Below are 23698 nucleotides of genomic sequence, written 5' to 3'. Positions count from 1 at the left end.
TTACTCGTTAGACTCTTCTTTCTTCGTCTGCTTAAAGATATTATTCTTTCTCATACTTAAAAGTTTCATGATATCCGCTGCCGTCTCTTCAAGGGCCTTATCGGTCACGTTGAAGACCGGCCAGCGCTTGTTCTCTTTAAAGATTCTATTGGCCCACTCTACTTCTTCTACAATCTTATTGTGTTCGGCATAGTCACCCTGGTGCTTTTCAGCTCCCAGGCGCTGAAGGCGATTTTTTCTGATTTCTCTTAGAGATTCAGGATCAATAGTCAGAGCAAAGATTTTTCTCTGGTCGACTTCAAAGAGCTCGGTCGGAAGAGGCTGGTCTTTGATCATGGGAATATTTACAACTTTGATTCCGTGCTGAGAAAGGTAGACGGAAAGTGGAGTTTTTGAAGTTCTTGAAACACCAACAAGGATAACATCTGCCAGGTGAAGAGAGGCAAGGTTTCTTCCATCGTCGTGGTTGAGAGTAAACTCCATCGCTTCAACACGCTTGTAGTATTCGTCGTTAACGGCGTGAAGTAGACCCGGTTCACTCATTGGTTCCTGGTTAAAGTAGTTAGAGAAAGCAGTTAGAGCTGGCCCAATTAAATCCAGAGTGCGCACGCGTGTCGTGCGTGAAAGCTCGGCGATATATTCGCGAAGTTTTCCAGAAACAATCGTGTGGATAATCAGGTCGTGGTGAACGGCCGCTTCATTAAAAATAGCGTCGATTTGTTCAGTGGTACGGATGTTTTTATAACGGGTAAAAAAAACTTCACGCTCTTTAAACTGGGCCATAACTGCACGAGAGATCGCAGTTGCCGTTTCTCCTGTTCCATCAGAAATGATGATAATTTTCAGGCGCTTTGTTTCGAGGTTCATTTTTCTTCCTTTATAAATATTGCCACTCTATCCATTATCTTACCCTGATCATGGAGTGGATTAAAACTTTCTTTTGGCGTTATCTTATTGAAAAAAGTTCTCTGGCTTTTGGCCAGCTGGCGAGTTGAGATAGAAATGCGCTCAATGCACTCTTTTTCGGTGGCAAAAAGACCTTGGCGAAGCTCGATGGCCTCTTTGTAGCCAATAGAGGCGAGGGGCTTTTCTTCCAGGCTAAAACCAGCGCGGACAAGACCTTCAATCTCTTCCATTAATCCCTGAGCAAACATCTCTTCCGTGCGTTTTGTGATGACCTGGAAGTGCTCATCTTTTGGAAGATCGAGATAGATATGCAGAACATCCCAGGGATGGACAATCTGAGAAAAGTCATACGGGTTTTGTTCGTCTAGTTCTTTTTTTTGGTCAGAGATTTTATTTCCCGTCACTTCAAAATGTTCAACTGCTCTCATGAGACGATAATGATCATTGGAGTGCAGGTTGACCAGAGATTGAGGGTCGTGAATTTTAAGGTATTCGATAAAAGGAGCTATCCCTTCTGATTTATACCATCCGTCCAGTTTGTCTTTTATTTCCTGAGAAGGAGCTGGAGACTCATACATTCCCTTTAAAAGAGCGCGCAGGTAAAAAGCACTTCCTCCAACGAGAATGATGACTTTATCTTCTTTCATCAAATCTAAAATGAGCTTTTCTCCAATTTTAATAAATTGGGCGGCATTCATCGGGCTTTTGATAGATTCGATGTCAATCATATGATGCTCGATACCGGCCTGTTCACTTTTTGTGGGCTTGGCCGTACCGATAGAAATTTCTTTATAAAAAAGTAAGGAATCGAAATTAACCACGGCCGCTTTTTGTCCAAGATCGTTTTGGATTTTTTGAGCGATGGCTATACTTGTTTTGGTTTTCCCGGAAGCTGTTGGCCCTGAGACGATGATGAGTTTATTCATGCTTTAAACAAGCTTTTTAAGCGCTCATGCGAGAGTTCCACAGAGAATTCAGCGCAAAGAGGAGTATTGAGGTATTTTTCAATAAAATTATCAGGGACTGACATCAGTAGATCGTCGTTGATGAATTCGTGATAGAACTTTTTAAATGAATCTTTCTCATAGTTCTGAGTTTTAGGAAGCTCGTAATACTTAATCAGTCCTTCGGCCACAGAGTTTAAAAGGACTTGTGGAAGAAACTTAGGAATCGTTCTTAAAACGATGTACTCAGCATTCAGGCGGTCAAATTCAAAACCTAGGGCCTTTAAGTCTTCAAAGTGTTTATCAACTTTTCCTTTGAGTATTTTAAAAGGTTCACTGATCAGAAGTGGTCCGGCCGATTCATCATTTAACGAAAAATGCTGAAGCTCTTCACTGATAGCACATGAAAGAAGTTTTCTTAAATCGACTAATGCCGGTTTTCCCTGATCGGCAATTAAAAACTGGCTTAGCAGTCGTTGAAAGCGTGGAGCAGGAGTAAGCAGTGATTCGGCCTTAAAGAGGCTGTAATCAGCAGAGCTTTCTTCATTTGTATGAGAAAAATTCATCAGGTCAAAATTTCTATTTTCATCTTTAGAGAAAAAAGAAGGAGTGCTTTCCGGAGAGTTCCCGGAAAGATCGAAGCCCAATGAAGGTGGAGCTTCTATCGCCTGAGTTTTAATGCCAGCTTTAAGTGAAGTCACTAAAAGAGAGTAGACGACATCTGATCTTAAAAACTTAATTTGAGTTTTATTTGGGTGAACATTGACGTCAATATCTTCAGGTGGGGCCTGGATATCAATCACGTAGTGACCGCTTTCTCCAAAACGCCAGAAGATATCCAGGTTTCTTAGCACTGCCTGGTGCAGGGACTTATCCTGGAAGAAGCGCTTGTTAACAAAAAGATAGTGGTGGCGGTACTGTGGAGTCGTATGTGTTTCTCTGGTGAAATACACCTGAACTTTATAACCTTCATACTCCTGAGAAGCCGCGATAATATTTTTGGTCTCAGTCTTTCTTGAGAAGAAGACCTGAGCAATTCTTTCGATATTGTTTTCAACTTCAACCGCTTTAAAGATCTCTTTTTCTTTTTCATCCCACTTAATAGTGAAAGTCACTTGCGGGTGAGAGAGAACAAACGAGTAGATCATTTTTTTGAGCGCAGACTTTTCACTGACTTTTGATTTAATGAATTTCAGCCTGGCCGGCGTATTAAAGAAGAGGTCTTTAATATAAATGGAAGTCCCTTGAGTGCTGGCGCGCTGAGGGATAAGAAGTTCTGTGGCCCCACCATTGATAATGATTTTTCCACCTTCAGCACTTAAGTCTTTAGGCTGAGTGGTACAAGTCAGGCGGGCCGACGCAGCAACAGAGGCGAGTGCCTCTCCACGGAAACCAAAACTGTGAAGACGGTAGATATCTTCAAAACTTTTAAGCTTCGAAGTGGCGTGGCGAAGAAAAGCAAACGGAAGGTTTTTAAAATTCATCCCGTGACCGTTATCTTCAATCGATAAGAGGTCCATGCCATTTTCAATTAAATGCAGATGGATTTCAGTTGAGCCGGCATCCAGAGAGTTTTCAATTAACTCTTTTAAAAGCGAAGCAGGGCGCTCGAGCACCTCACCGGCCTTAATCTGGTCGATAATATGTTCCGGTAAAATTTCAATGGTAGGATTAGAATCTATTGATGTCATTAGCCCCTATAGAATTGAACCTGATTCCTGCCCCCTTCCTTAGATTTGTAAACAGCTTCATCAGCTCTCTTAAAGAGATCTGTTCCCGTGTTTACGCCTTGGCGGTAATCTGCAACTCCAATAGATGCGGTTACGGGAAGTCGTTTCCCGTCGTAAATAAATTCTTTGTTTTCAATCAGCTTTCTTAATCTTTCTGCGATTTCAAAAGACTGCTTTAAGTTTGTCTTTGGTAAAAGAATAACGAACTCTTCTCCACCGTAGCGGGCGAAGACGTCTTGCTCTCTGATTCCATTTGAACGGATCACTTGGGCCATTTCTTTTAGTACGTAGTCTCCGGCGTCGTGACCGAAGTTGTCGTTAAGTTTTTTAAAGTGGTCAAGATCGAAGATGATCAGTGACAGAGGGTCACCAGTTACTTTCGATTTGTTAACTTCAAGAGTGATTCTGTTATTGAAGTAACCTTTGTTGTAACAACCAGTGTGTTTATCTGTGTTGGCCTCAAGGTTTAACTTATCGTACGTCAGTCTCTCAGGGTCTCCCTTTGGAAGATACTTAAGAGCGATGCTCCCGATCTTAATGATGTCACCCTTTGCAAGAGTGGCATTGCCTTCGACTTTTTTATTGTTAAGGTAAGTTCCGTTTTTTGATCCACTGTCTTCAAGGACGTGAGTGTCTCCTTGAGCGTGAAGTTTGAAGTGGTAGCGTGAAACACCGTTAAACTCTAAAGCGATAGAGTTGTCCGCGTTTCTCCCTACACCTGTTGTTGATTCAATAAGATCAAACAGTGTTCCGTTTAAATCACCACCAACCACGAGCAAAGCAGCGGGCTTTTGTTGCGCTTCTTTTTCTGAAGCTTGTAAAGCGGCCCTAATGTCGGTTAAGACAATGGTTGTGTCATCAGTACTCATTGAACAGGATCCTTTTCTATTAGTGATTTCTTAGCTTTTAATTTTAACTAAGGGTCAAACTTTTTACAACTGGTTCAAAAATTCAAATGCGTAGATCTTTCCAGCTTCAACTCCCGGTTGATCAAAAGGATCAATCATTAGGTAATCTCCCATAAGAGCGGTTAAGCTCTCGAAGAAAAGAACCAGTTGAGCGAGGTGATACTCGTCATTTTTAGCAATTTTTACGTGCAGAACAGCTCTTTCCTGTTCGCGCAGGGCCTTAATAGTCCCTTCCATCTCAGCTTTGATTAAATCTGAAAGTTTAAAGCCTGAGAGCTTTTGAAGGTTATTAGTTGAGAGCACTGAGTGAAGAGGGAAGTCATGAGCAAACTTTTCAACTTCAACCATGATGTAGGCCTTGTCATTTGGGCCTTCCATAAAAAGTTGAACTTGAGAGTGCTGGTCGGTGGCCCCGTAAGCAACAATTGGAGTGAATCCAACATTGATCACGTCTCCGCGTTTGTTTTTCTTTTTTCCTAAACTCTCAGCCCATAATTGAGTGAACCAGAAAGAAAGGTTTCTTAGTTTTGAAGAGTACGGCATGAAGACTGTCTGAGAGATGTCTTTTTTAGTTTTTAACTCATAAAGAAATTCAGCAGCAGCAATCAATTCATTTTTCTTTCCATCTGTAGAAAGCAGTTCGGCCTGAGCGTCTTTTGCTCCCTGAATAAGCTGGTTGATATCCAGGCCTGCAAATAAAGCAGGAAGGAAACCAACAGGAGTCAGGGCACTGAAGCGTCCGCCGACATCACTTGGCACTTCAAGTGTTGTGATATCCCATTCGCGGGCAAGAGTGAGAAGTTCACTCTTAACCGGGTCAGTAGCGAAAACAAAATAATTCTTATATTCAGAAGGTCTGATTCCACGAGACTCAAATAATTGTGAAATAATTGCCATGGCGGCCATGGTTTCAGCAGTTCCACCTGATTTAGAAACAAAATAAAATAAGCAGTCTTTTAAATCTGCACTATGAAGAGGCTTAAGCTGCGAGTGAATTTCTTCCGGGTCAACATTGTTGATAAAGATAAAATTCGTCTCACTTTTTCCCAGTGCACTTACCAGCATTTCCGGCCCAAGGCTTGAGCCACCAATTCCAATATGAACGAAAGTCTTTCTGTCTTTAAACTTGTGGTAGACGGCCTTTGAAGAAAGCTCCAGCTCCGAACGAGTGTAAGTGTAAAAGAACTGCGTGCGAGGGTTGTTGATGATGCTTTTAAAGATCTCAACTTTTTTCGCTGTCAGGTCTTCTGACAGGTAAGGGCGCTCAGGGTAAAAGTGAAATTTAACTGGCATATAATCCTTAGTGAGTTGTGTACTCTTTTTTTAATTGTCTTGCGATAACCACGCGCTGAACCTGGTTTGTTCCTTCAACGATCTGAAGAACTTTTGCATCTCTCATGAAGCGCTCAACAGGGTATTCTCTGGTGTAACCAACACCACCTAAAATCTGAACAGCATCAGTTGTGACTTTCATGGCCGTGTCTGTTGATTTTAATTTCGCGAACGAAGCGATCTTTTGATTTGGTCTTCCTTCGTCGTACAGTCTTGCAGCTTCTTGAACAAGCAGTCTTGAAGCTTCAGTTTCACAGGCCATGTCGGCCATCATAAACTGTAGACCCTGGAAGTCGAAGATTGGCTGGTTAAACTGTTGGCGAGTTAGAGAGTATTTTACAGACTCATCAAGCGCTCTTTGAGCAAGACCAACACCGATTGATCCAATCGTGATTCTTCCTTTGTCTAAAGCGGCCATGGCCACTTTAAAACCTTCGCCCTCAAGAAGAAGTCTGTTTTCTTCAGGAACAAAACAGTTTTCAAAAATCACTTCGCGGGTTGGACTTGTTCTCCATCCCATCTTCTTTTCTTTTTTACCAAACGACAGTCCCGGAGTTCCGTCTCTAACGATGAAAGCAGAAACACCCTTGCTGCCTTCAGCTCCTGTTCTCGCCATTACGATGTACGTTTTAGCGATTCCACCAGACGTGATCCAAAGTTTTGTTCCGTTAAGGATATAGCCGCCGTCAGTTTTTTTCGCTGTCGTTTTCAGCGAGCTTGCATCTGAGCCAGCACCTGATTCACTTAAACAGAAAGCACCGATTTCCTGACCGGCCGTTAAAGGCGGAAGGAAAGTGCTTTTTTGTTTTTCAGTTCCAAAGTCGTTGATGATTGATTGAACCATCGTTGAAACCGAAACAGTCACAGCGTAGGGGACAGAGTACTTTGCGATTTCTTCTAAAGCGACTGCGCAGTCCTGGTAAGTTAAACCAGCGCCACCGTAAGCTTCAGGGATAGTCATCCCACAAAATCCAAGTTCACCTAAATCAGTGAAGATCGACATGCGGAATTCTTCTGTCTCATCATCGTGTTCCATGAAAGGCTCGATCTTTGCCAGACAGAATTTTTCTAATTGTGACTTAAGTTCTACTTGTAATTCGTTCATTATTTATCCAATTCCTTAAGCATGTTTTTAGCGATGATCATAATCATAACTTCGTTTGTACCAGCGCCGATTTCGTTAAGCTTGTTGTCTCTCATCATGCGCTCAAGCGGGAACTCGCGAGAGTAACCGTATCCACCGTGAAGTTGAATAGCGTCCAGAGCGATCTTCGTTGCCATTTTTGGCAATTGAAGCTTAACCATTGCAGCGTTAACCGGCCCTCTTTCTCCAGCATCGTATTGTTTACAAACAGAGTAGAGGAAAGCTCTCATCATTTCTGTTTCAGCTTTCATTTCCGCGATCATCTTTTGGATCAACTGGAAGTTTCCGATTTGTTTTCCAAATTGTTTTCTTTCCTGAGCGTATTTCACACACTGGTCAACACACGCCTGAGCGATACCAAGCGAGATACCGGCAATCGTGATTCTCTCGATGTCCAGGTTTTTCATCATGTGGTAAATTGAGTCGCCTTCTTTTCCTACTAGTTGAGAAGCCGGAACTTTTGCTTTATCAAAAACCAGCTCTCCAGTTGGAGATGATCTCATACCCATTTTATGAATTGGTTTTCCAACGTGGAAACCCGGTGTTCCTTTTTCGATGATGAACGTCGAAAGATTTTTTCTGTCTTCACCAGTTCTTGTGTACACATAAGCTACGTCAGCGTACTGAGCGTTTGTGATCCACATTTTTGTCCCGTTAATCACATAGTGATCACCGTCTTTTTTTGCTTTTGTCTGGATACCAACAGCGTCTGAACCGAATTCCGGTTCACTCATTCCCATACAACCGATGTGCTCACCAGTGATAAGTTTTGGAAGGTATTTTGCTTTTTGTTCTTCAGAAGCGTTGTTTTGAATGTTGTTTACACAAAGAATAGTATGCGCAAGGTATGACAGGGTAGAGCCTGCACAGGCCTTACCAAATTCTTCCATAACGATTGTCGCAGCAGTGGCCCCAAGCCCAGCTCCACCGTACTTTGGGTCAGCGGTAATTCCAAGAACTCCCAGTTCTCCCATTTTCTTGAATGCATTGATGTTGAAAGATTCATCGTGATCGTGTTTCTCTGCAAATGGAGCAAGTTCTTTGCTCGCAAAATCTCTGCACACAGATTGAAGTTCTTTTTCTTCGCTCGTAAAAAACCACATTGCTTAACCGCCTTTTCAGTGAGTATAATTTTCTTAATAAAAATAGAGAGAATTTATAGCAAATTTCTCTTAACACTGTAAGACATGAGGTGTTAGTAGTGACTCTCACGACCCCTGTTCCGCGCGACCAAGACACTGTTTTTCCCGGAGAGAACTGGTTTTTCTACTGGAAAACGTCGGCGTCCCTATGGAAAACTAAACTTCAGGAGTTTCCTGGAACAAAAATTATTATTCCGCTTAACTGGTCTTTTCATTCGGAAACCGGAGATCAATTTGATTTCGGAGAACACAGGCCAGAGACAAACTTAAAAAAATTAGTTGAGATCGCCCAAGAAGTAGGAAAAATGGTCGTTTTTTTTCTGCCAGTCACACCTGCGCCTTTTCTGCCTAACGGAGGTCTGCCTCACTTACTAGCTAGGAGCATTGCGCTAAATGGCGAGCATATGGCCTACGGGGTGATTGACGCCGACGATCATTTAGTGAAAATTTATTCATTTTTTGATCCTAGAGTTTTTGAAGCCTTTGATAAATTTGTCAAAAAACTTGGACAGTATTTTTCTCAGGCGACGATCAATGCCGACGTTTGGGGTATTCGTTCAGGGTATTTCAAAGAAGGGCAGTATAGAAGTTTTATTGAAGATTCATCAAAAACTTTTGAACAAGCTTTTCACCGTTTTCTTCAGACAAAAAAATCAGCAGATGAAACGCTTTCTCCTATCGAAGAGCGTGCACTGTCGTTTGAATTTAATAAAACAATTCAGAATTTATACGAAACCAATGCCCGTGAATCCATCAAAAATAATTTTGAAGGAACTCTCGATGTGGCTTTTTTGGGAGCGGGAACAGATAACTTTTTAAAGCGTCTTTCGGGAACAATCTCTACGGTTGATTACTCGGGTGAGCTTTATGAAGCCCTGGCAAAAGATATTATCCCATCGTCAGTTCTGCTTCCTCATCGCTTGAAAAAGGGAGTGTTAACCAGAGAGCTTAACGACCTGGTTGCCAATTCATATTTACCGGCGAGATTGGCAAGTTCTGCGTACGATCACGACGACATCAACATGTTTCAGCCGCTGTCGTTTTTTAAAGTTTATGAGAGAGTCGACGGCGTAAGCTCACTCTTCCAAAACTGGAACGATTTGCACTTATGGCCTTATTTAAAAGGCTCATTCGGGTGGAGTTACAAAGTCATTTCCAATGACACGTTGAAACTGCATGAAAATAAAACTCCTTATCAGGAGCATATTCATCTCTTCCATGGTCACGATGTAGACCGCACGATTTTTAATTATATTTTAAAAACGTTTATGAACGGTGGCCGAGTGATTTTAAACCGCTCGGGGCTCTCGGATGAATTTGCAAAACGTTTTGAGACTTTTTTCTTAGAAAATAATTTAAATGTAGAAAAAGTTCACTTCCAGACTCAAATCCAGAATATCGCGCTGGGTGAGGGAAGATTGGTTCTTATCGAAGGCGAAGGCTTTAAAGAAATGGATAAAAATGATTATCTAAATTTCTGGAAGACTTTGGTGGAAACTTTTTCACTGGTACATGTACCAATTCAAAACGTAGACGGGATTGATTTCTATTGGAGAACGAGACCAAGCTCGGCCAATGAATTAAAGTTTGAAGAGGTCAGACGCCTTTCACTTTACAACCCGACTAGTTACCGCAAAAAAATTAAAATGAGCCTGACAAAAAATTTTGTCGTGTACAAAGTGATCGATGAAATCAACGTTATCGTTCAGACTTATCCAAACGAAATTGAAATCGAACTTTCTCCGGAAGGTTCAGTGATTGTAGATTTTGGAGTGTTCTCATGAGAGAAATTGAATATATCGTAGGTATCTACAACAACTTCAACCCTTACCCGGAAGAAGGACAAGAAGAGCACTACTTCATGCTTTATCTTTTAGATGAGAAAGGTCTTCTGGAAAAAGAAGGGGCACAAAAACTTTTTAAGGAGCGTTTTTTAAGCGAACACTTAGAAGGTGTGAAGTGTCCACCGAATATGATTGGACCGTTTCTAGCACTGGAAAACGTCAACCAATTTGCTTTTGCTTTATGTGAAGAGCTTAACGCTGCTCAGGTGAGTTTAATGTCGGTGAGTGAGTACAATTCTCTTCTGGAAAATTCACAACTGGCCTCTGATTTTCATCGCGACCTTTTAGAGAAGGGGAATGTGATGGAGAACATCGAAAGAAAGAAAAAAGGATTCTTAAGCAGATTTTTTAGCTAATTTAGACAAAAAAAAGCCCCTCATAGAGGGGCTTTTTTTATGGATTAAAGAGTTTGAATTTCTTCGTCGATATCCGGAGCAATTTCCTGCTCATGAGGAACCGATACATTATTGATCAGGTCGATTTCAGCTTCTTGTGGAGCTGAGATTTTTTCAACTGCAGTCTTAACCAGCTCTCTTTTTGGAGCTGAAAGTGTTTGAACAGCTTCATCTGTTTGAGCCTCTTCAGAGAATTGAACTGTCGATTTTGGCAATTCAACTTCTGCTGCTTTTGCTGGAGCTTCAGCTGTTAACGTCTGATCTACAATAATTTCTTCTTCTGCAATTTCTTGCTTTGGCTGAGCAGCTTTTGGCTGAACGAAGTTCGCCATTCCACCATTTGTGTAATACAGAGTGAACCCTGCATAAATCACGTTAGGATTTTTGATTAGCGGCTTATTGTTTTCCCAAATTGACTTCCACTTTTTAGGTGTAGAGTACACAGTGTTTGAGATTGTTCCTAAAGTTTCACCAGTTTTAATTAAGTAAGGAGATCCAGCTGGGTTCCAAACAAATGGAGCTTCTGGAGCACGGTACTTAAGTTCTGTGTTGGCACGAAGAGCAGTGTTGTTGCCAAGACCTGGGTTCATGTTTTTGATGTCTTTCCACTTCGAGATATCGCCGTAAAGTTTGAAGGCGATTTGCATAAGCGTTTCACCTTTTTTCACTTTATAAGACTTCACTTGCCCTGCTTCGCTATAAGCTGGAACTTCTGGCTCTGATTTAATTTCAGGAAGAGCTTCTGAAACTTCAACATGTGTCTCTTGAGACTTATCTGGAGTTAAAGCAATTTGTGATTCTTTAACTGTTTCACCTGGTCTGTCAGCAGAGAATTCATCTTCAAGTGACTTCAGGTCAGGATCGTTAGCTGAAATGTTTGATGGATTATCAGTGTGTGTTTCACTTGTTTCTTCCATTGTCTTGCTGAAGAGATCATCTGTTGCATCAGCAGAAGATGTTGTGGCCGGAGCAGAGTTTAATTCATCACTGTTAGACGTTGAAGTGCCATCAGTTGGTTGCTCAGGAGTTTTGAATCTTTCGATTAACCCACACGAAGATAAAACCAACGACAGGAACAATATCTTAAACATCGTTTTATTTTTCAATGAAAACTCCCTTGGAATGCATGCCTATTTAAAACAATAATAACATGTTTATTTTAAGGGAATTAAGAATGTGAAGGCAGAGTGGGGAAAACTTTTCCCTAGTGTGCAAGACTTAAATCTTGAGTAAACTCGTCATTCTCAAAATCAAATTTCAGAGGGGAATACTCAACTTCTACCTGAAGCGGCTTATGATCCGAGCCTTTGAAATCTCCGTCGACTTTTGCGCGCGTGACTTTTAAATCTTTTGTGTGAAGGAAGTGATCCAGTGGATACCCGTTAAAAGTCATTCGATTGTCCGGAAAAAAGCGTGCTTCAACCAGGTTTAGTTTCTGAGCGTACTCCTCCAGAATTGTGATGCGATCTCTATTCCAGGTATTGAAGTCACCTGAAAAAACCAGAGGAGAAGGAATGTCCTTAATGCGTTCATAGATGCGGTTGAGTTCGTGGCGGAAACTTTTTGTCGAAACAAAATTGATTCCATGAAGGTTCACCACCGTCAGCTCTTTAGTTGAAAAACGGATAGGGTAGCTGGTGATCAAAGCAACTTTCGGAGAATTCACCACCGGCTCTAAAGTTTCAGTGCGGATAAATTCAGTGTAAACCGGTTTGACGGCACTGATATTGGCGACCCCTGTTCTCACTTTTTCTTTACCTGAGAAAAAACTAGTCGCAGTTGTGAAATAAAAATGCGGAAGGTAGCGGAAGACATCCATCATGTTAGGATCGAGAAAGACTTCCTGATTCATGACGATATCGCGGTCTAAACTAAGGGCAAGGTACTCGGGTTTGAAGCTCTCTTCAGTTCCTTTGTGCAGGTTCCAGACGAGGAATTTAAACTTTCTGGCCGGCAGTTGGTTTTTGGTTACATTCCCAAAAGTCCTGATAACTTCCTCGTCACCTGGGACGGGAAAAGCAACCTCTGGCCTGTTGACGAAGACGCTCTGGGCGAGAGAGCTCTGGGCATACGAGCTAGAAGCTAATGAAATAAGGGCGTTAACTGCGAATAAGCTAAGGATAAAGTTTTTCATCTTAAAAGCGTAAACCAGCTGTTTTGGTTTGTAAAAATTACTTTTTGAAGGCCATCCCCTGTGAAGTTTGTTATAACGCCCACACTTATGAGCATTAATTTAAAACTAGAAAAACCTTCTTTATACGCCCTGACACTCGTAGAGCTTCGCGATTACCTTGCTGAAAAGGGACTGGCGAAATTTGCGGCCGATCAGATTTACCAATGGATGTACAAATTCCATGAGCGCGACCTTTCAAAATGGTCGAACATTTCTAAAAAAATCCGTGAGGATTTTGAAAATAATTTTGATTTAACTCTGCCAACAGTTGTTTGGAACGGTCTTTCAAAAGACGGGACGAGAAAATTCCTGGTGAAGATGCGCGACGGACAGACAGTTGAAGCGGTAGCTATTCCGGCAAAAGACAGGCTGACTCTTTGTATCTCTTCTCAGGTTGGATGTGCGATTGGATGTACGTTCTGTCACACGGGGACAATGGGATTAAAGAGAAACCTTTTAGCTGATGAAATCGTGGGGCAATTCCTGGCGATTACTGACTGGTTAAAGGCCAATGTCAGCACTGAAGAAAAACTCACAAACATCGTTTTCATGGGGCAGGGTGAACCGCTTCACAACTACGATAACGTCAGAAGTGCTACGATCATCTTTATGGAAGACAAAGGCCTTGGTCTGTCTCAAAGAAAGATCACACTTTCAACTTCAGGACTTGTTCCGCAAATTGAAAAAATGTGGGATTTTCCACCGGTGAATATCGCCATTTCTCTGCATGCTGCTCACAACGATATCCGCTCTGAACTAATGCCAATCAATAAGGCATTCGATCTTCAAAGACTTTTTGAAGCTATCAGAAAAGTGCCACTAAAAGCTTATCGCCGCATCACTTATGAATACATTCTGATTGCTGATCTTAACGATCGTCAGGAAGATATCGACGGGCTTTGTGACCTGTTAGAAAAGAGTAAATCAAAGATCAACATCATTCCATACAATGACTTTCCGGACTCAAAATTCAAACGTCCGAGCAACTCAAAGATCATCTGGTTTCAGGAAGAGCTTTTAAAACGTGGTTTTGTTTGTACGACAAGAACCACAAAAGGCCAGGATATCCTGGCCGCTTGTGGACAATTAAAAAGCGAATACGAAAAACTGAATCTTTGGGACGTGAATAAATCAAAAGCCTTCGAGATGCAGTTTTCTAAGTAAAGTCAAAAAGCTTAGTGTCTGCTTTCTGATTCCATACGATACAACCAAGGTTTTGGTGCTTCGGCCGGTTCTTCTTTAACTTCAGGCTTAACGTCGTAAACCTTTTTCTTCTTCTCTTTGGCGATTACCGAAGAAGGCTCTCTGTCAGAAGCCTCTTCCTCAGATGCGATCTGACGGTCTGTCACGGCGCCCGTTTCCACCTTGTAGTGATCACCAAATTCAGCCGTCTTCATCTCTTTAGAAGGGGCAGCGTGCTTTTTGAAACTAACCTCAGGGTTTTTATATTCAGTGGCCACTGCCATTGAACAAATTGCCAGAGTCAGAAGAGATAGTGAGATCATTTTTGTCTTCATACATTCACTCCTTACCGACCATATCGGATCAAAATGCTCATCGGTTTAATTATTATAGAACTTGAGGGAAAAGGTCGGGCTTTCTCGAAGTTTGTTTACGTTCGCCTATGTTTTTGAGACTATAGAAGGGATTTATTTTAGTTTTGATCAAAAAATGGAGTTTTTGTGACCTCATCTAAAAATACCAAGGCCTTATTTGGCATTTTCGCCATGGTTTTCGTTTTCTTCGTCATCTTAATCGCTTTTGCTTTTATCACTATGAATGCTTTTAATGAGACCTCACTGGTTCAGAAAAAGTCTAATAGCGCTCACATCGGTGTTATCACCGTTGATGGGGTTATTATGGATTCAAAAGACACAATCGAGCTTCTGCAAATCGCTGAAGAAGACAAACAACTTCAGGCCATCATTTTAAGAATTGATTCTCCGGGCGGTGCTGTTGGACCGACTCAGGAAATTTATGAAGAGATTCAGCGTATCGACAAAAAGAAACCGATCTACGCTTCTTTTGGCGGTATCGCGGCCAGCGGTGGATACTACCTTGGTTCAGCAACGAGAAAGATCTGGGCAAGCCCGGGAACACTAACAGGATCTATCGGTGTCATCATGGAGTTTATGGACCTTTCAAAACTTTATGAGTTTGCCAAAGTAAGCCCACAAACAGTGAAGGCCGGACGTTATAAAGATGCGGGAAATCCTGCGCGCGCTTTAACTCAGGAAGAGTCAGATATGATGAACAAGCTGATTGCCGGAGTTCATAAGCAATTTATCAACGACATCTTAAAGCGCAGAGCTGACAAAATTAAAGGCGACATTACTGAACATGCTCAAGGACAAATTTTCTCTGGCGAAGAAGCTAAGAACATCGGTCTGGTAGATGAGATGGGAAGTTTATGGACAGCTGGAAGAGCTATTCATACTGAAATGAAAATGAAAGATGAGTTTGCTTTAAAGTTTATCGAAAAGAAAAAGAAAGTAGGGCTCTTTGATTTGATGGGATCTTTGGAAGAAAGTATCAGCAGATTAAACCTGAGTTCTCTAGCAACGATGGATCAGTCTCCACGTTTAATGTTTAAATAGGTTATAAAGAAATAATGGAAGCAATTCTCCCTTGGATACAAGAACATTTACTGGCCGTGGTGGCGATTTTAATCACCATCGTACTGGTTTATCATTACCTGATTGAAAAAGAGACAGGTGCAAAACTTTCTAAGCGTTATAGAAATTCAATCTTTGAAGCTCAGTCAAAGATTTTCCTCAATGCAACTCAATACCTGATCTCAGGGAACAAAGACCTGGCGATCAAGGAATTTTTAAGCGCAGTAGATATTAACCGTGAAACGATCGAGACTTATTTTGCTCTCGGTGGACTATTTAGAAGTAACGGTGAAATTGAAAAAGCGATCAGTATTCACCGCTCGCTTATTGCCCGCGAAAACATTTCAGAGTCTCACCGTCTGCGCGCACTTAAGGAGTTGGCGCTGGATTTTGATAAAGGTGGATTCATCGATAAAGCGATTGAAACCTACCGCGATGTTTTAAAAATCAACCGCGACCAGTTTGAAGTGATCCAGGCCCTGTGCCGTATCTATGAAGATATTGAGGATTGGGACCAGGCCTACAACTACCGCATTATGCTCTCGAAAGTAGGGCACAATAACCAGGCCGAAACGATTTCACATATCCTGGTTCAAAAAGCGAAACAGTATTTTGAAAAAGGTGATTTCAAGAAATGTGAAGAAGACCTGGAAGATGCTTTTAGGTTTGCTCCAAGTGTGTCGGCAAAAATCCTGCGTCTAAAATTGTTTTTAGTAAGTGGTGATTTAGAGCAGGCAAAATACTTATTACTTGAGATTTTAAAAGAACATCCAATGTATGCCTCTTTTGTTTTCGTTTCAATCGGCGAAGATTTTAAGACAAGTAATGAAGCCCTGAAAAAAGATTATCAAGCGCGCCTGGAAGTTTTAAGAAAGTACTTCCTGGATTTAGATGACAAAGACCTGACGACATCAGCATCTGTGGTTTTATCTAAAGTTCGCTTGTTAAAAGAAGCGGGCATGATCAATGAAGCCTTTGAACTCTTAAAAGGCTGGATGGACACTAATAAGAATTCATCAGAAGTGATGAAGGTAGAATACATTAAACTTTTAATTGAGCTGCAAAAGAAAGATGAAGCTCTTACTCAGACCAGAGGACTACTGGACAATCTTCACCAGACATTGGCAAAACACTATTGCCGTCAGTGTGGATACAATTCAGACAGCCTTTTCTGGAGATGCCCTCAGTGTCACGAGTGGGAGACGATCCAATTTAGATGGAAGGTATAATGTCTAAAACTATTTTAAGCATGATGCTTATTTTAAGTTTTAATCTCGGCGCTCAGACAACGGCACCGTTGACTAAAACATTAGTGGGAGTGAAGTACTTCAACCAGATGATGGGGAACGTACATCAGAATGCTTCCCGCTATTCACAAGTTTTAACCACAATCAGCTGTAATCATCCGGTAAAAGTGATGAAAGAGACATCTAAAGATGGAAAAGAGTTTCTTTTATACGGGGAGAATAACTGGTATTCGGTAGTCGTTGGCCCCTATGAAGGCTTTATCATGGCCGACTACTTAAGCGATAAAAAGAATGTTTGTTTTGAGGAAGAGTACTCAAAGTTTTTTGACGGACTTAACCTTGATATCAATGACCTTTATTACTGGGCGAGACTGTATGATCAGTACGTTCAGGGGAAATCAAAGGTGCGCTAATGAAATTATTCATCCTACTCTCATTACTAATGTCTTTATCGGCCAGCGCCGCTGAAGGGCATGGCGAAGCTAAAAAAGAAGAGGCCGCTCCTGCTGCTAAAGAAGGGGAAGGCAAAGAGCTTTTGGATTTTAACTCCATTAAAGACCTGATTAAAAAAGATGGACTGGAAGATGAGTTAAAAAAGAAGCAGGAAGAAAAACGCGTTTTCTTAGATAAGAAGAAGCGCGACGATATGAAACGCTACAACGTTCCCGGTCAGGAAGAATTCTGGAATATGTTTTCTGAATTATGGCTGGTAAAAAATGCGACGTTTTTAAAATGGGATTTCCACAAGCCGGAATACGACTTGGAAAAGTCATTTATCGAACTTTTGGAAAAGCAGGGAATCTATGAGAAGAAAATTAAAATTCTTCTTTTAGACACAACTGAAGTTATCCATGCGGCCTTGCCGACAAATGACAAAGAATACATCTTCTTATTGTCTCAGCCTTTTATCAGAACAATGGATCTCTCTAAAGTTGAGATCTCTTTAATTCTCTTTGAAGACTTTTTAAGGGCTAGACGCGGCTATTTTAAAAACTATGTGCTTTCAAAAGACCTGGAGTCTTACTTAGGCTCTAACTTCAATGGGAAGCCATTTAATAAAAAGCTTATTGATGACCATCTAAAAAAATACAACACGCTTCTTCTGGAAAAAGGCTTTAGCTTCCAGGAGCAGTTTGAAGTGACAACGGAAATGGATGCTCTTTTAAAAAGTGACCTGAAAATCTGGAACACTTACCTGACTTTATTAGAGAAGATCGATGCTCTGACAAAATCGAACACTCTTTATAAAAAATACGCTCAGATTTACCCTTCGCCCGAGCTTCAGCTCAATTGGCTAAGGCCTAAACCAAGTCGTTTTTAATGAAAGAAACGCTGTCCCACTACTATGAAGAGACACTGGCCTTTTTTCGCTCTCCTTTAGGGCGCCAGATGCTCATTTATTTTTTCTTCTATGCCTTTTTGTGGGGCTTTCATCTTATTTTGATTTCTCTGGTGTCTTATTTTCATCTGCTTTTAAATCACAACATCAGGACAATCGGTGATTGGATTGGAGACAGGGGATGGACTCTCATTATCATCTCCAAACTGGTGGTGTTTTACCTGACAATGCTTTTTGTTAATTTAAAGACCAGAAAAATCTTTTCTCTTAAAAGTTATTTCCGCAACAGCATCCAGACTCCTAGACTGGAGGTGTTTGTGGCGATTTTATTTCTGATCATTGGTTTGATGGGAATCGGAGAGATGAGATTCAACAAAACGATGATTGTTGAAATTGATCGTTTAATCTTATCCATTGCCGGAACGTTCATTTTTTTTTCAGTCGATTATGTCCTCCTGGTTATTCTCGATGTTTTTTATCCAATCAGAGATGACAAAACACGTTTAAAGAGAATTTTTTTATTTCCGTTTTTATTTTACTTTTTTACAGCAGCAACTTTTGTTTACGAGCAAACAATAACGTTCAAACTTTATCCGCTTTTTTTCCTTCTCCTTTATAGTGGAGAGTGGAGACGAAAAAACTGGACGCTTCCGGCGTTGTTTCTTTCAGTGTTTATCATTCCGGCCTTTTCTCTTATGAGCCTTGATCCGGTGTGGGGAGAGATCTACTCGCCATTTGCACCAACAAGAAAAATTGGATGGGCTTCATTTCTTATTCTGGTGGCCTTCGCTGTCGGATATCTGCAATACACTCTGAAGAAGAAACCAGAGTATATCTATCGGGATTAGACGATTTAACTTAATAATTTAAGAAAAATTGTCTATGATATTAAGGCATAAAAAATTCTTTATTTCATCAGGAGTCAAAGACTGTGGAAGGCGCAAAATTAGATATTCTCAACATCATCTGGCATTCAGGAATTATTGTAAAAATCGTACTGGGACTTTTAGTTGCTGCTTCGGTTTATTCTTGGGCCATCATCTTAAAGAAGAAAAAACTTTTTGCTGAAGTTGAGGAGAACAATAAACGTTTTTATGAGATTTACCAAAACTCAGAAAACCTAAAAGACATCATGATTAAGTCAGAGATGCTTCCATTCTCACCATACAAAGCTCTTTATACTAACGGTTATAAAGAACTGGTAAAAATGAAAGAAGCTTATTCTGGTCAACACCAAAGCGGTTTAGCTTTCCACTTCCAGAATTTCGGAATGGGAGTTTTAGAGCGCGGTCTTAAAAAAGGTGCAAACGAAACTAACGACGAACTAAGTAAACTTCTGCCAACACTGGCTTCAATCGGTTCAGTAACTCCATTCGTAGGATTATTTGGAACTGTTTGGGGGATTATCGACGCTTTCGCCGGTCTTGCTGGTGGTGGTGGATCAATCGATGCAGTTGCTCCTGGTATTGCTGAAGCCCTTGTTGCTACAGCTGTCGGTCTGGCAGCGGCGATTCCTGCTGTTTGGTTTTACAACCACTTCAACAGCATCAACGAAAAAGTTAACTCTGAGATGGAAAGCTTTGGACAAGACTTCATTAACGTTGTTGAGCGTTCAGTAATCGAATAGTACGGAGTTAAAGATGGGATTCAGTACAGGTAAGAAAAAAGGCGCAATCTCGGATATCAACGTCACACCACTTGTCGACGTAATGCTCGTGCTTTTAGTTATCTTCATGGTAACGGCACCTTTAATGTTAAACGGAATTAAGCTCGACCTGCCTAAAACAAAAGAAGTTAATCCAGTGAATCTAAATGCCACTCAGGTGATTGTTTCTATCAGCAAGTCTGAAGAGTTTTTCCTGGGGAAAGATAAAATGCTTTTAGGTGAGTTGGTTCCGGAAATTCAAAAGCAGTTTAAGGCCAATAACACAGACACTGTTTTCCTTCGCGCTGACTTCGGTCTCGCTTATGGAAAAGTGGCAAGACTGATGTCGCACTTAAAGCGCGGTGGAATCCATAAGATTGCACTGGTTACAGTTACAGAAGATAAAAAATAAAGACAAGAAGTAATAAAGAATGAGAGTCTTTCAAACTCCAAAATTTAATCATCCAGGGTTTAACTTCTTTTTAAGACGTTCAACCTATATCCACGCAGCACTCGTGGCCTCTACTTTAATTGGTGGAAAGGTCGCTTTTGATCTCAATCGTGCTGAAAGAGAAAAGAACCTGGAATTGATCCAGGCTTCGGTTCGCGTTGATATGGTGGCGATGCCCACTCACACGTTGAATGAACTTAAAAATCTCTCAAGTGGAGTAGAGGAAGCCAAGCGCGAAGAAAAAGCACCAGAGGTTGAAAAGCCGGTGGAGAAAGTTGAGCCAAAACCAGAACCAAAAGAAGAGCCAAAAGTAGCTGAAGAAAAACCGGACGCAGGTCCGACTTTTGAAGAAGCAAAGGCCGCTCAAAAAAGAAAAGATTTCTTAAGCAAGCTTAAGACGATTGGAAATAAGAAAGTTGACTCCGAAGGAACTCAAAAAGCTGAAAAAGGTGCTTACGGCAGTAAAGAGACAGCTTTAAAAGACCTGGTTCTTTCTGGAAATAAATTATCTAAAGGAACGGCGATGTATGGGGAAGGTGGAGCTGCAGAAATGACGGCTTTCCAGGCCTATGCTTCACGACTTCCAGATTTAGTTCGCCCGCATTGGAAACTTCCAAGTTTCTTGATGGATAAAAACTACAAGGCCCGCATTCGCGTATGGCTTAATATGAGTGGTGAAGTCACAAGAGCTGTTGTGTACCAGTCAAGTGGGGACAATGAGTTTGATCAAAGAGCAGTTGAAGCTGTGAAAACAGCATCTCCTTTTCCAGCACTCAAAGAAGAGTTTGGAAGAAGGGCCATGAATGGTGATATATTGTTAGGTTTCCCTTTATAAGAGGTTTTATGAAAAGTTTATTAGTCGCAATGATGATTTTCCTTTCAGTGGGTGCTTTTGCTCAGGATGATAACCTGACAATCGTCGCTGTTGGTGAAGCTACATTAGAAAAAGATAAAATGGTCATTCAAGATCCATATATGTCAGGAACTTTAACAGCTGCTCAAAAAACGGCAGCTTCAGAACTCGTGAAATTGATGAGAAACGATTTTTCTTTTTACCAAAAGAAATTCTTCTTGGTAGAAGCAGCTCCTAATAATACATCTGTTCGCCAACCAACAAACTATGAGTACTGGCAGTCTAAAGGTGTGCGCTTTTTAGGAACGGCATCGGTTGATAAGGCCGGCGAAAGCATGAAAGTAACAGTTGTTTTCGAAGATATTAAAAACAGAAAACAAATTTATAACAAAACAGAAATGGTGACGATCGCTACTCTTCGCAAAGAAGGGCACGAGATGGCCAATGGTGTTTATAAACAAATTATCGGGAAAGATTCAATCTTCACTTCTAAGATCGTCTTTGTTTCAGACAGAAACACAAGAGGGAAAAAAACAGTGAAAGAAGTCTATATGATGGACTTCGATGGAAAGAACGTCACTCAGATTACAAATCATGGTGGGATCGTTATTTCTCCTTCTATGTCTCAAGATGGTCGCTACCTAATATACTCGCTGATTTCCAACTCAGCTAAAAAAAGAAACAACGACCTTTATCTGATGGACATGAGAACTCGCGAAACTAAAATCATCTCTAATAGAGATGGGGTGAATTCGGGAGCTATCTTCTTAACTGGTGGAAAGAGTATTGCGCTTACTCTGACAGTTTCAGGAAACGCTGAAATTTATGAAATGAACCTGGCGACTCAAGAGTTAAGAAAAATCACTAATCACTTTGCTGCAGACGTTGACCCTTCTATTACATACGATGGTTCATTAATGACGTTCTTATCGGATAGACCTGGAAAGGCCATGATTTACACGATGGACCCACGCGGGACCGAGTCCAATGTAAAGAGGATCAGCTTCGTAGGTCAGTTCAATGCAACTCCGCGCTTTTCACCGGACGGAAAAGAGATCGTCTTTTCTTCTTGGCTGGATAACTCTTTTGACCTTTTTAGAATCTCATCTGATGGCCAGGGCCTTGCCCGCCTGACGAAGGATTTTGGCTCTAATGAGGACCCGAGTTACTCGAATGATGGGGAGTTTATCGCCTTTACTAGCCAGCGTGTTATCTCGCGAGTTAAGGCCGACCAAAATATCTACATTATGGACCGTGATGGAGGGATTCTAGGGGCCATTACCGCTGGATTCGGGAATTGTATAAGTCCTAGATGGTATAAGTTCTAGAAATCACGTAAATGTGGAAAAAATTTTAGACAACCGAGCATTTTAGTCTTGTAAAATATTCAGACGCACTGTATTATTTACTGAGTAACGCAACGCAGTTTTTAATACTAAATTGTCCAGGAGTTTTACAATGACTAGTTCAATGATTAACCACAAGACAAGCCTAGAAAACCTAACTTCATCACTTCTTTTAAGCCTAGATGAAGCACACTTTTTTACATCTCTAAACGCTTTCTTCAAAGGTCATATGAACGCTCATAAAGTTCAGGTCTACAAAATCCTGGAAAACGGTTCAGCAATCCTTATGTCAGAAGACGGACACGCAGTAACAAACGGTCTGGTACTGGATAAAGGTGTTGGTGCTGCTGGATATATCGCTCGCACAAAAAGAGGATACTTTTCAAATACAGTAGAAAGAGACCCGGTTTTCACAAGAGAAGCTGCTCTAGGTGTAAAAGCTGAGCTTTGCCTTCCAATCTCTGCTGACGGTGTTGTTATTGGTTCAATCCACTGTCAAATGCTAGATAACTCTCGTGAATTCTCACGTGAAGATATGACTTTTGGTATGTCGGTTCTTGCAGATATCAAGAGCCCAATCCAAAACATGAAAATGTACCTTGCTGCTAAAAACCTTAACGAAGCTCTACTTCGTACAATTGAACTTAAAGAAAAAGAACTTCAAGAGTCACGCTCTGGAGTGAAGATTCAAGATTCTTTCAAAATCTTAGAAAAAGAAATCATCGGTAGATCACAAGCAATGAAAGACCTTCTTTCTCTTGTAGATAGAATCGCTGATAAAGAAATCTCTGCTTTCATCATGGGTGAAGCAGCGACAGGTAAAGAAATGATCGCACGTCGTATTCACTGCAGATCACACCGTCGTGACAGAGCTTTCGTAACTGTAGACTGTTCAACAATGAACGAAGCTCAGCTTGACCGTGAAATGTTTGGTCTTGAAAACCACATGGGAATGCTTGAAGTTTCAAACTACGGAACGCTTTTCATCAACTCAATTGAAAAGATGACTCCAGCTATCCAAAATAAACTTGTTCAGTTCATTAACAATAAAATGGGAATTAAAGCTGACAACGGTTTCTTTAAGTCTGACGTAAGATTAATCTCTGCTTCAACTAAAGACCTTATGGAACTAGTGCGCGAAGGAAAATTCAGAGAAGACCTATACTTCGCACTAAGCACAGTTGTACTTAAAGCTCCAGCTCTAAGAGAAAGAAAAGAAGATATCGAACTAATGGCGAACTTCTTCCTTAACCAAAATAAAGCGAAAGAAGCTCATAAGTCTTTCTCTCCATCTGCGATCAAAGCTCTAACAGAGTTCAACTGGTCAGGAAACGTGAGAGAGCTACAAAACGTAGTAGAGCGCGCTTACATCCTTGCAGAAGGATCAATTATTGAAAAACTACACCTGGACGAGCATATCCAGTCTGCTTCTGAAGCAAAAATCGTAGCAGCAGCTCCTGTAGTAGCTAAGCCGGTTGAGTTCCAACACGTAACACTAGAAGAACTAGAGAAAAACCACATCATGGGAACTCTTGAAAACCTAGGTGGAAACAAGACAAAAACGGCTAAAGTTCTTGGAATTACAGTTAAGACTCTATACAACAAACTTCACTCTTACGGAGTTGAGTTCGATAAGGAAGCTTAATTTGTTGTAATTGTTAGGTGAAATACAGTAATATTAGAA

At 41.1% G+C, this 23698-nt stretch carries 23 protein-coding genes; 13 read left to right on the top strand and 10 right to left on the bottom strand.

Going from position 1 to position 23698, the window contains the following annotated elements; translation table 11 throughout:
- The 7 genes from AC6JA8_RS14915 to AC6JA8_RS14885 form a co-directional block, all read right to left on the bottom strand.
- On the bottom strand, positions 1-867 hold the full coding sequence (locus AC6JA8_RS14915; protein WP_102244604.1) for a pyruvate, water dikinase regulatory protein: 867 nt from the start codon (positions 865-867) through the stop codon (positions 1-3).
- Positions 864-1832, bottom strand: a complete 969-nt coding sequence (gene miaA, locus AC6JA8_RS14910; protein ID WP_497974514.1) for a tRNA (adenosine(37)-N6)-dimethylallyltransferase MiaA — start codon at positions 1830-1832, stop codon at positions 864-866. The genes AC6JA8_RS14915 and miaA overlap by 4 nt, the downstream gene beginning before the upstream one ends.
- Positions 1829-3541 (bottom strand): DNA mismatch repair endonuclease MutL, encoded by a 1713-nt coding sequence (mutL, locus tag AC6JA8_RS14905; RefSeq protein WP_497974513.1) that lies wholly within the window; start codon positions 3539-3541, stop codon positions 1829-1831. Before mutL ends, miaA begins: the two co-directional genes overlap by 4 nt.
- A complete protein-coding gene (locus tag AC6JA8_RS14900; protein ID WP_102244601.1) occupies positions 3541-4449 on the bottom strand; it encodes a GGDEF domain-containing protein in 909 nt (302 codons plus the stop codon). The genes mutL and AC6JA8_RS14900 overlap by 1 nt, the downstream gene beginning before the upstream one ends.
- Positions 4450-4512: 63 nt before the next feature.
- Positions 4513-5781, bottom strand: a complete 1269-nt coding sequence (locus AC6JA8_RS14895; RefSeq protein WP_497974512.1) for a phosphoglucose isomerase-related protein — start codon at positions 5779-5781, stop codon at positions 4513-4515.
- A gap of 7 nt (positions 5782-5788) precedes the next feature.
- A complete protein-coding gene (locus tag AC6JA8_RS14890; RefSeq protein WP_497974511.1) occupies positions 5789-6925 on the bottom strand; it encodes an acyl-CoA dehydrogenase family protein in 1137 nt (378 codons plus the stop codon).
- Positions 6925-8067 carry an acyl-CoA dehydrogenase family protein gene (locus AC6JA8_RS14885; protein ID WP_497974510.1) on the bottom strand — a complete coding sequence of 381 codons (1143 nt, stop codon included), beginning with the start codon at positions 8065-8067 and terminating at the stop codon, positions 6925-6927. The genes AC6JA8_RS14890 and AC6JA8_RS14885 overlap by 1 nt, the downstream gene beginning before the upstream one ends.
- A 98-nt stretch (positions 8068-8165) precedes the next feature.
- Here AC6JA8_RS14885 and AC6JA8_RS14880 point away from each other — a divergent pair, with 98 nt between their 5' ends.
- Together AC6JA8_RS14880 and AC6JA8_RS14875 are read left to right on the top strand one after the other, a co-directional pair.
- Entirely contained in the window at positions 8166-9890 is a 1725-nt protein-coding gene (locus AC6JA8_RS14880) for a hypothetical protein (RefSeq protein WP_102244597.1), read from the top strand.
- Positions 9887-10306 carry a hypothetical protein gene (locus tag AC6JA8_RS14875; RefSeq protein ID WP_102244596.1) on the top strand — a complete coding sequence of 140 codons (420 nt, stop codon included), beginning with the start codon at positions 9887-9889 and terminating at the stop codon, positions 10304-10306. The genes AC6JA8_RS14880 and AC6JA8_RS14875 overlap by 4 nt, the downstream gene beginning before the upstream one ends.
- Before the next feature lie 44 nt (positions 10307-10350).
- Here the strand turns inward: AC6JA8_RS14875 and AC6JA8_RS14870 are convergent, their stop codons facing one another.
- Both AC6JA8_RS14870 and AC6JA8_RS14865 read right to left on the bottom strand, forming a co-directional pair.
- Positions 10351-11436, bottom strand: a complete 1086-nt coding sequence (locus tag AC6JA8_RS14870) for a LysM peptidoglycan-binding domain-containing protein (RefSeq protein ID WP_497974509.1) — start codon at positions 11434-11436, stop codon at positions 10351-10353.
- A gap of 113 nt (positions 11437-11549) precedes the next feature.
- Complete coding sequence (locus tag AC6JA8_RS14865) at positions 11550-12479, bottom strand: endonuclease/exonuclease/phosphatase family protein (protein ID WP_497974508.1); 930 nt, start codon at positions 12477-12479, stop codon at positions 11550-11552.
- Between the two features lie 87 nt (positions 12480-12566).
- Here AC6JA8_RS14865 and rlmN point away from each other — a divergent pair, with 87 nt between their 5' ends.
- A complete protein-coding gene (gene rlmN, locus AC6JA8_RS14860) occupies positions 12567-13682 on the top strand; it encodes a dual-specificity RNA methyltransferase RlmN (protein ID WP_497974507.1) in 1116 nt (371 codons plus the stop codon).
- An 11-nt stretch (positions 13683-13693) separates the two neighbouring features.
- Here the strand turns inward: rlmN and AC6JA8_RS14855 are convergent, their stop codons facing one another.
- On the bottom strand, positions 13694-14035 hold the full coding sequence (locus AC6JA8_RS14855; RefSeq protein WP_497974506.1) for a hypothetical protein: 342 nt from the start codon (positions 14033-14035) through the stop codon (positions 13694-13696).
- A 165-nt stretch (positions 14036-14200) separates the two neighbouring features.
- Between AC6JA8_RS14855 and sppA the strand changes: the two genes are divergently transcribed.
- The 10 genes from sppA (at position 14201) to AC6JA8_RS14805 (ending at position 23659) form a co-directional block, all read left to right on the top strand.
- Positions 14201-15115 (top strand): signal peptide peptidase SppA, encoded by a 915-nt coding sequence (sppA, locus tag AC6JA8_RS14850; protein ID WP_497974505.1) that lies wholly within the window; start codon positions 14201-14203, stop codon positions 15113-15115.
- 14 nt (positions 15116-15129) lie between these two features.
- The gene (locus AC6JA8_RS14845) at positions 15130-16362 is read left to right on the top strand and encodes a hypothetical protein (protein WP_102244590.1); all 1233 of its coding nucleotides are present in this window, start codon (positions 15130-15132) and stop codon (positions 16360-16362) included.
- On the top strand, positions 16362-16793 hold the full coding sequence (locus AC6JA8_RS14840; RefSeq protein WP_102244589.1) for an SH3 domain-containing protein: 432 nt from the start codon (positions 16362-16364) through the stop codon (positions 16791-16793). The genes AC6JA8_RS14845 and AC6JA8_RS14840 overlap by 1 nt, the downstream gene beginning before the upstream one ends.
- On the top strand, positions 16793-17701 hold the full coding sequence (locus AC6JA8_RS14835) for a hypothetical protein (protein ID WP_497974504.1): 909 nt from the start codon (positions 16793-16795) through the stop codon (positions 17699-17701). Before AC6JA8_RS14840 ends, AC6JA8_RS14835 begins: the two co-directional genes overlap by 1 nt.
- On the top strand, positions 17701-18567 hold the full coding sequence (locus tag AC6JA8_RS14830; protein ID WP_497974503.1) for a hypothetical protein: 867 nt from the start codon (positions 17701-17703) through the stop codon (positions 18565-18567). Before AC6JA8_RS14835 ends, AC6JA8_RS14830 begins: the two co-directional genes overlap by 1 nt.
- 83 nt (positions 18568-18650) lie before the next feature.
- Positions 18651-19346 carry a MotA/TolQ/ExbB proton channel family protein gene (locus AC6JA8_RS14825; protein ID WP_497974502.1) on the top strand — a complete coding sequence of 232 codons (696 nt, stop codon included), beginning with the start codon at positions 18651-18653 and terminating at the stop codon, positions 19344-19346.
- Positions 19347-19359: 13 nt separating this feature from the next.
- Complete coding sequence (locus AC6JA8_RS14820) at positions 19360-19776, top strand: biopolymer transporter ExbD (protein WP_491637383.1); 417 nt, start codon at positions 19360-19362, stop codon at positions 19774-19776.
- A gap of 19 nt (positions 19777-19795) precedes the next feature.
- Positions 19796-20650 (top strand): cell envelope integrity protein TolA, encoded by an 855-nt coding sequence (gene tolA / locus AC6JA8_RS14815; protein ID WP_497974501.1) that lies wholly within the window; start codon positions 19796-19798, stop codon positions 20648-20650.
- An 8-nt stretch (positions 20651-20658) separates the two neighbouring features.
- A complete protein-coding gene (locus tag AC6JA8_RS14810) occupies positions 20659-21996 on the top strand; it encodes a hypothetical protein (RefSeq protein ID WP_497974500.1) in 1338 nt (445 codons plus the stop codon).
- A gap of 130 nt (positions 21997-22126) precedes the next feature.
- On the top strand, positions 22127-23659 hold the full coding sequence (locus AC6JA8_RS14805) for a sigma 54-interacting transcriptional regulator (protein WP_497974499.1): 1533 nt from the start codon (positions 22127-22129) through the stop codon (positions 23657-23659).
- Positions 23660-23698 lie beyond the last annotated feature (39 nt).

It is taken from the genome of Bacteriovorax sp. HI3 (assembly GCF_059738875.1).
The sequence above is the reverse complement of the archived record's forward strand: the minus strand, read 5'-3'. Positions and strand labels throughout refer to the sequence as shown.

What these genes read in the sequence shown, in the direction of transcription:
- rlmN (WP_497974507.1), top strand. Translation starts at nt 12,567, where the DNA reads ATGAGCATTAATTTAAAACTAGAAAAACCTTCTTTATACGCCCTGACA.
- AC6JA8_RS14885 (WP_497974510.1), bottom strand. Translation starts at nt 8,067, where the DNA reads ATGTGGTTTTTTACGAGCGAAGAAAAAGAACTTCAATCTGTGTGCAGA.
- AC6JA8_RS14875 (WP_102244596.1), top strand. Translation starts at nt 9,887, where the DNA reads ATGAGAGAAATTGAATATATCGTAGGTATCTACAACAACTTCAACCCT.
- AC6JA8_RS14865 (WP_497974508.1), bottom strand. Translation starts at nt 12,479, where the DNA reads ATGAAAAACTTTATCCTTAGCTTATTCGCAGTTAACGCCCTTATTTCA.
- AC6JA8_RS14870 (WP_497974509.1), bottom strand. Translation starts at nt 11,436, where the DNA reads ATGTTTAAGATATTGTTCCTGTCGTTGGTTTTATCTTCGTGTGGGTTA.
- AC6JA8_RS14915 (WP_102244604.1), bottom strand. Translation starts at nt 867, where the DNA reads ATGAACCTCGAAACAAAGCGCCTGAAAATTATCATCATTTCTGATGGA.
- tolA (WP_497974501.1), top strand. Translation starts at nt 19,796, where the DNA reads ATGAGAGTCTTTCAAACTCCAAAATTTAATCATCCAGGGTTTAACTTC.
- AC6JA8_RS14820 (WP_491637383.1), top strand. Translation starts at nt 19,360, where the DNA reads ATGGGATTCAGTACAGGTAAGAAAAAAGGCGCAATCTCGGATATCAAC.
- AC6JA8_RS14810 (WP_497974500.1), top strand. Translation starts at nt 20,659, where the DNA reads ATGAAAAGTTTATTAGTCGCAATGATGATTTTCCTTTCAGTGGGTGCT.
- AC6JA8_RS14855 (WP_497974506.1), bottom strand. Translation starts at nt 14,035, where the DNA reads ATGAAGACAAAAATGATCTCACTATCTCTTCTGACTCTGGCAATTTGT.
- AC6JA8_RS14805 (WP_497974499.1), top strand. Translation starts at nt 22,127, where the DNA reads ATGACTAGTTCAATGATTAACCACAAGACAAGCCTAGAAAACCTAACT.
- miaA (WP_497974514.1), bottom strand. Translation starts at nt 1,832, where the DNA reads ATGAATAAACTCATCATCGTCTCAGGGCCAACAGCTTCCGGGAAAACC.
- mutL (WP_497974513.1), bottom strand. Translation starts at nt 3,541, where the DNA reads ATGACATCAATAGATTCTAATCCTACCATTGAAATTTTACCGGAACAT.
- AC6JA8_RS14845 (WP_102244590.1), top strand. Translation starts at nt 15,130, where the DNA reads ATGGAAGCAATTCTCCCTTGGATACAAGAACATTTACTGGCCGTGGTG.
- AC6JA8_RS14830 (WP_497974503.1), top strand. Translation starts at nt 17,701, where the DNA reads ATGAAAGAAACGCTGTCCCACTACTATGAAGAGACACTGGCCTTTTTT.
- AC6JA8_RS14895 (WP_497974512.1), bottom strand. Translation starts at nt 5,781, where the DNA reads ATGCCAGTTAAATTTCACTTTTACCCTGAGCGCCCTTACCTGTCAGAA.
- AC6JA8_RS14890 (WP_497974511.1), bottom strand. Translation starts at nt 6,925, where the DNA reads ATGAACGAATTACAAGTAGAACTTAAGTCACAATTAGAAAAATTCTGT.
- AC6JA8_RS14835 (WP_497974504.1), top strand. Translation starts at nt 16,793, where the DNA reads ATGAAATTATTCATCCTACTCTCATTACTAATGTCTTTATCGGCCAGC.
- AC6JA8_RS14840 (WP_102244589.1), top strand. Translation starts at nt 16,362, where the DNA reads ATGTCTAAAACTATTTTAAGCATGATGCTTATTTTAAGTTTTAATCTC.
- AC6JA8_RS14900 (WP_102244601.1), bottom strand. Translation starts at nt 4,449, where the DNA reads ATGAGTACTGATGACACAACCATTGTCTTAACCGACATTAGGGCCGCT.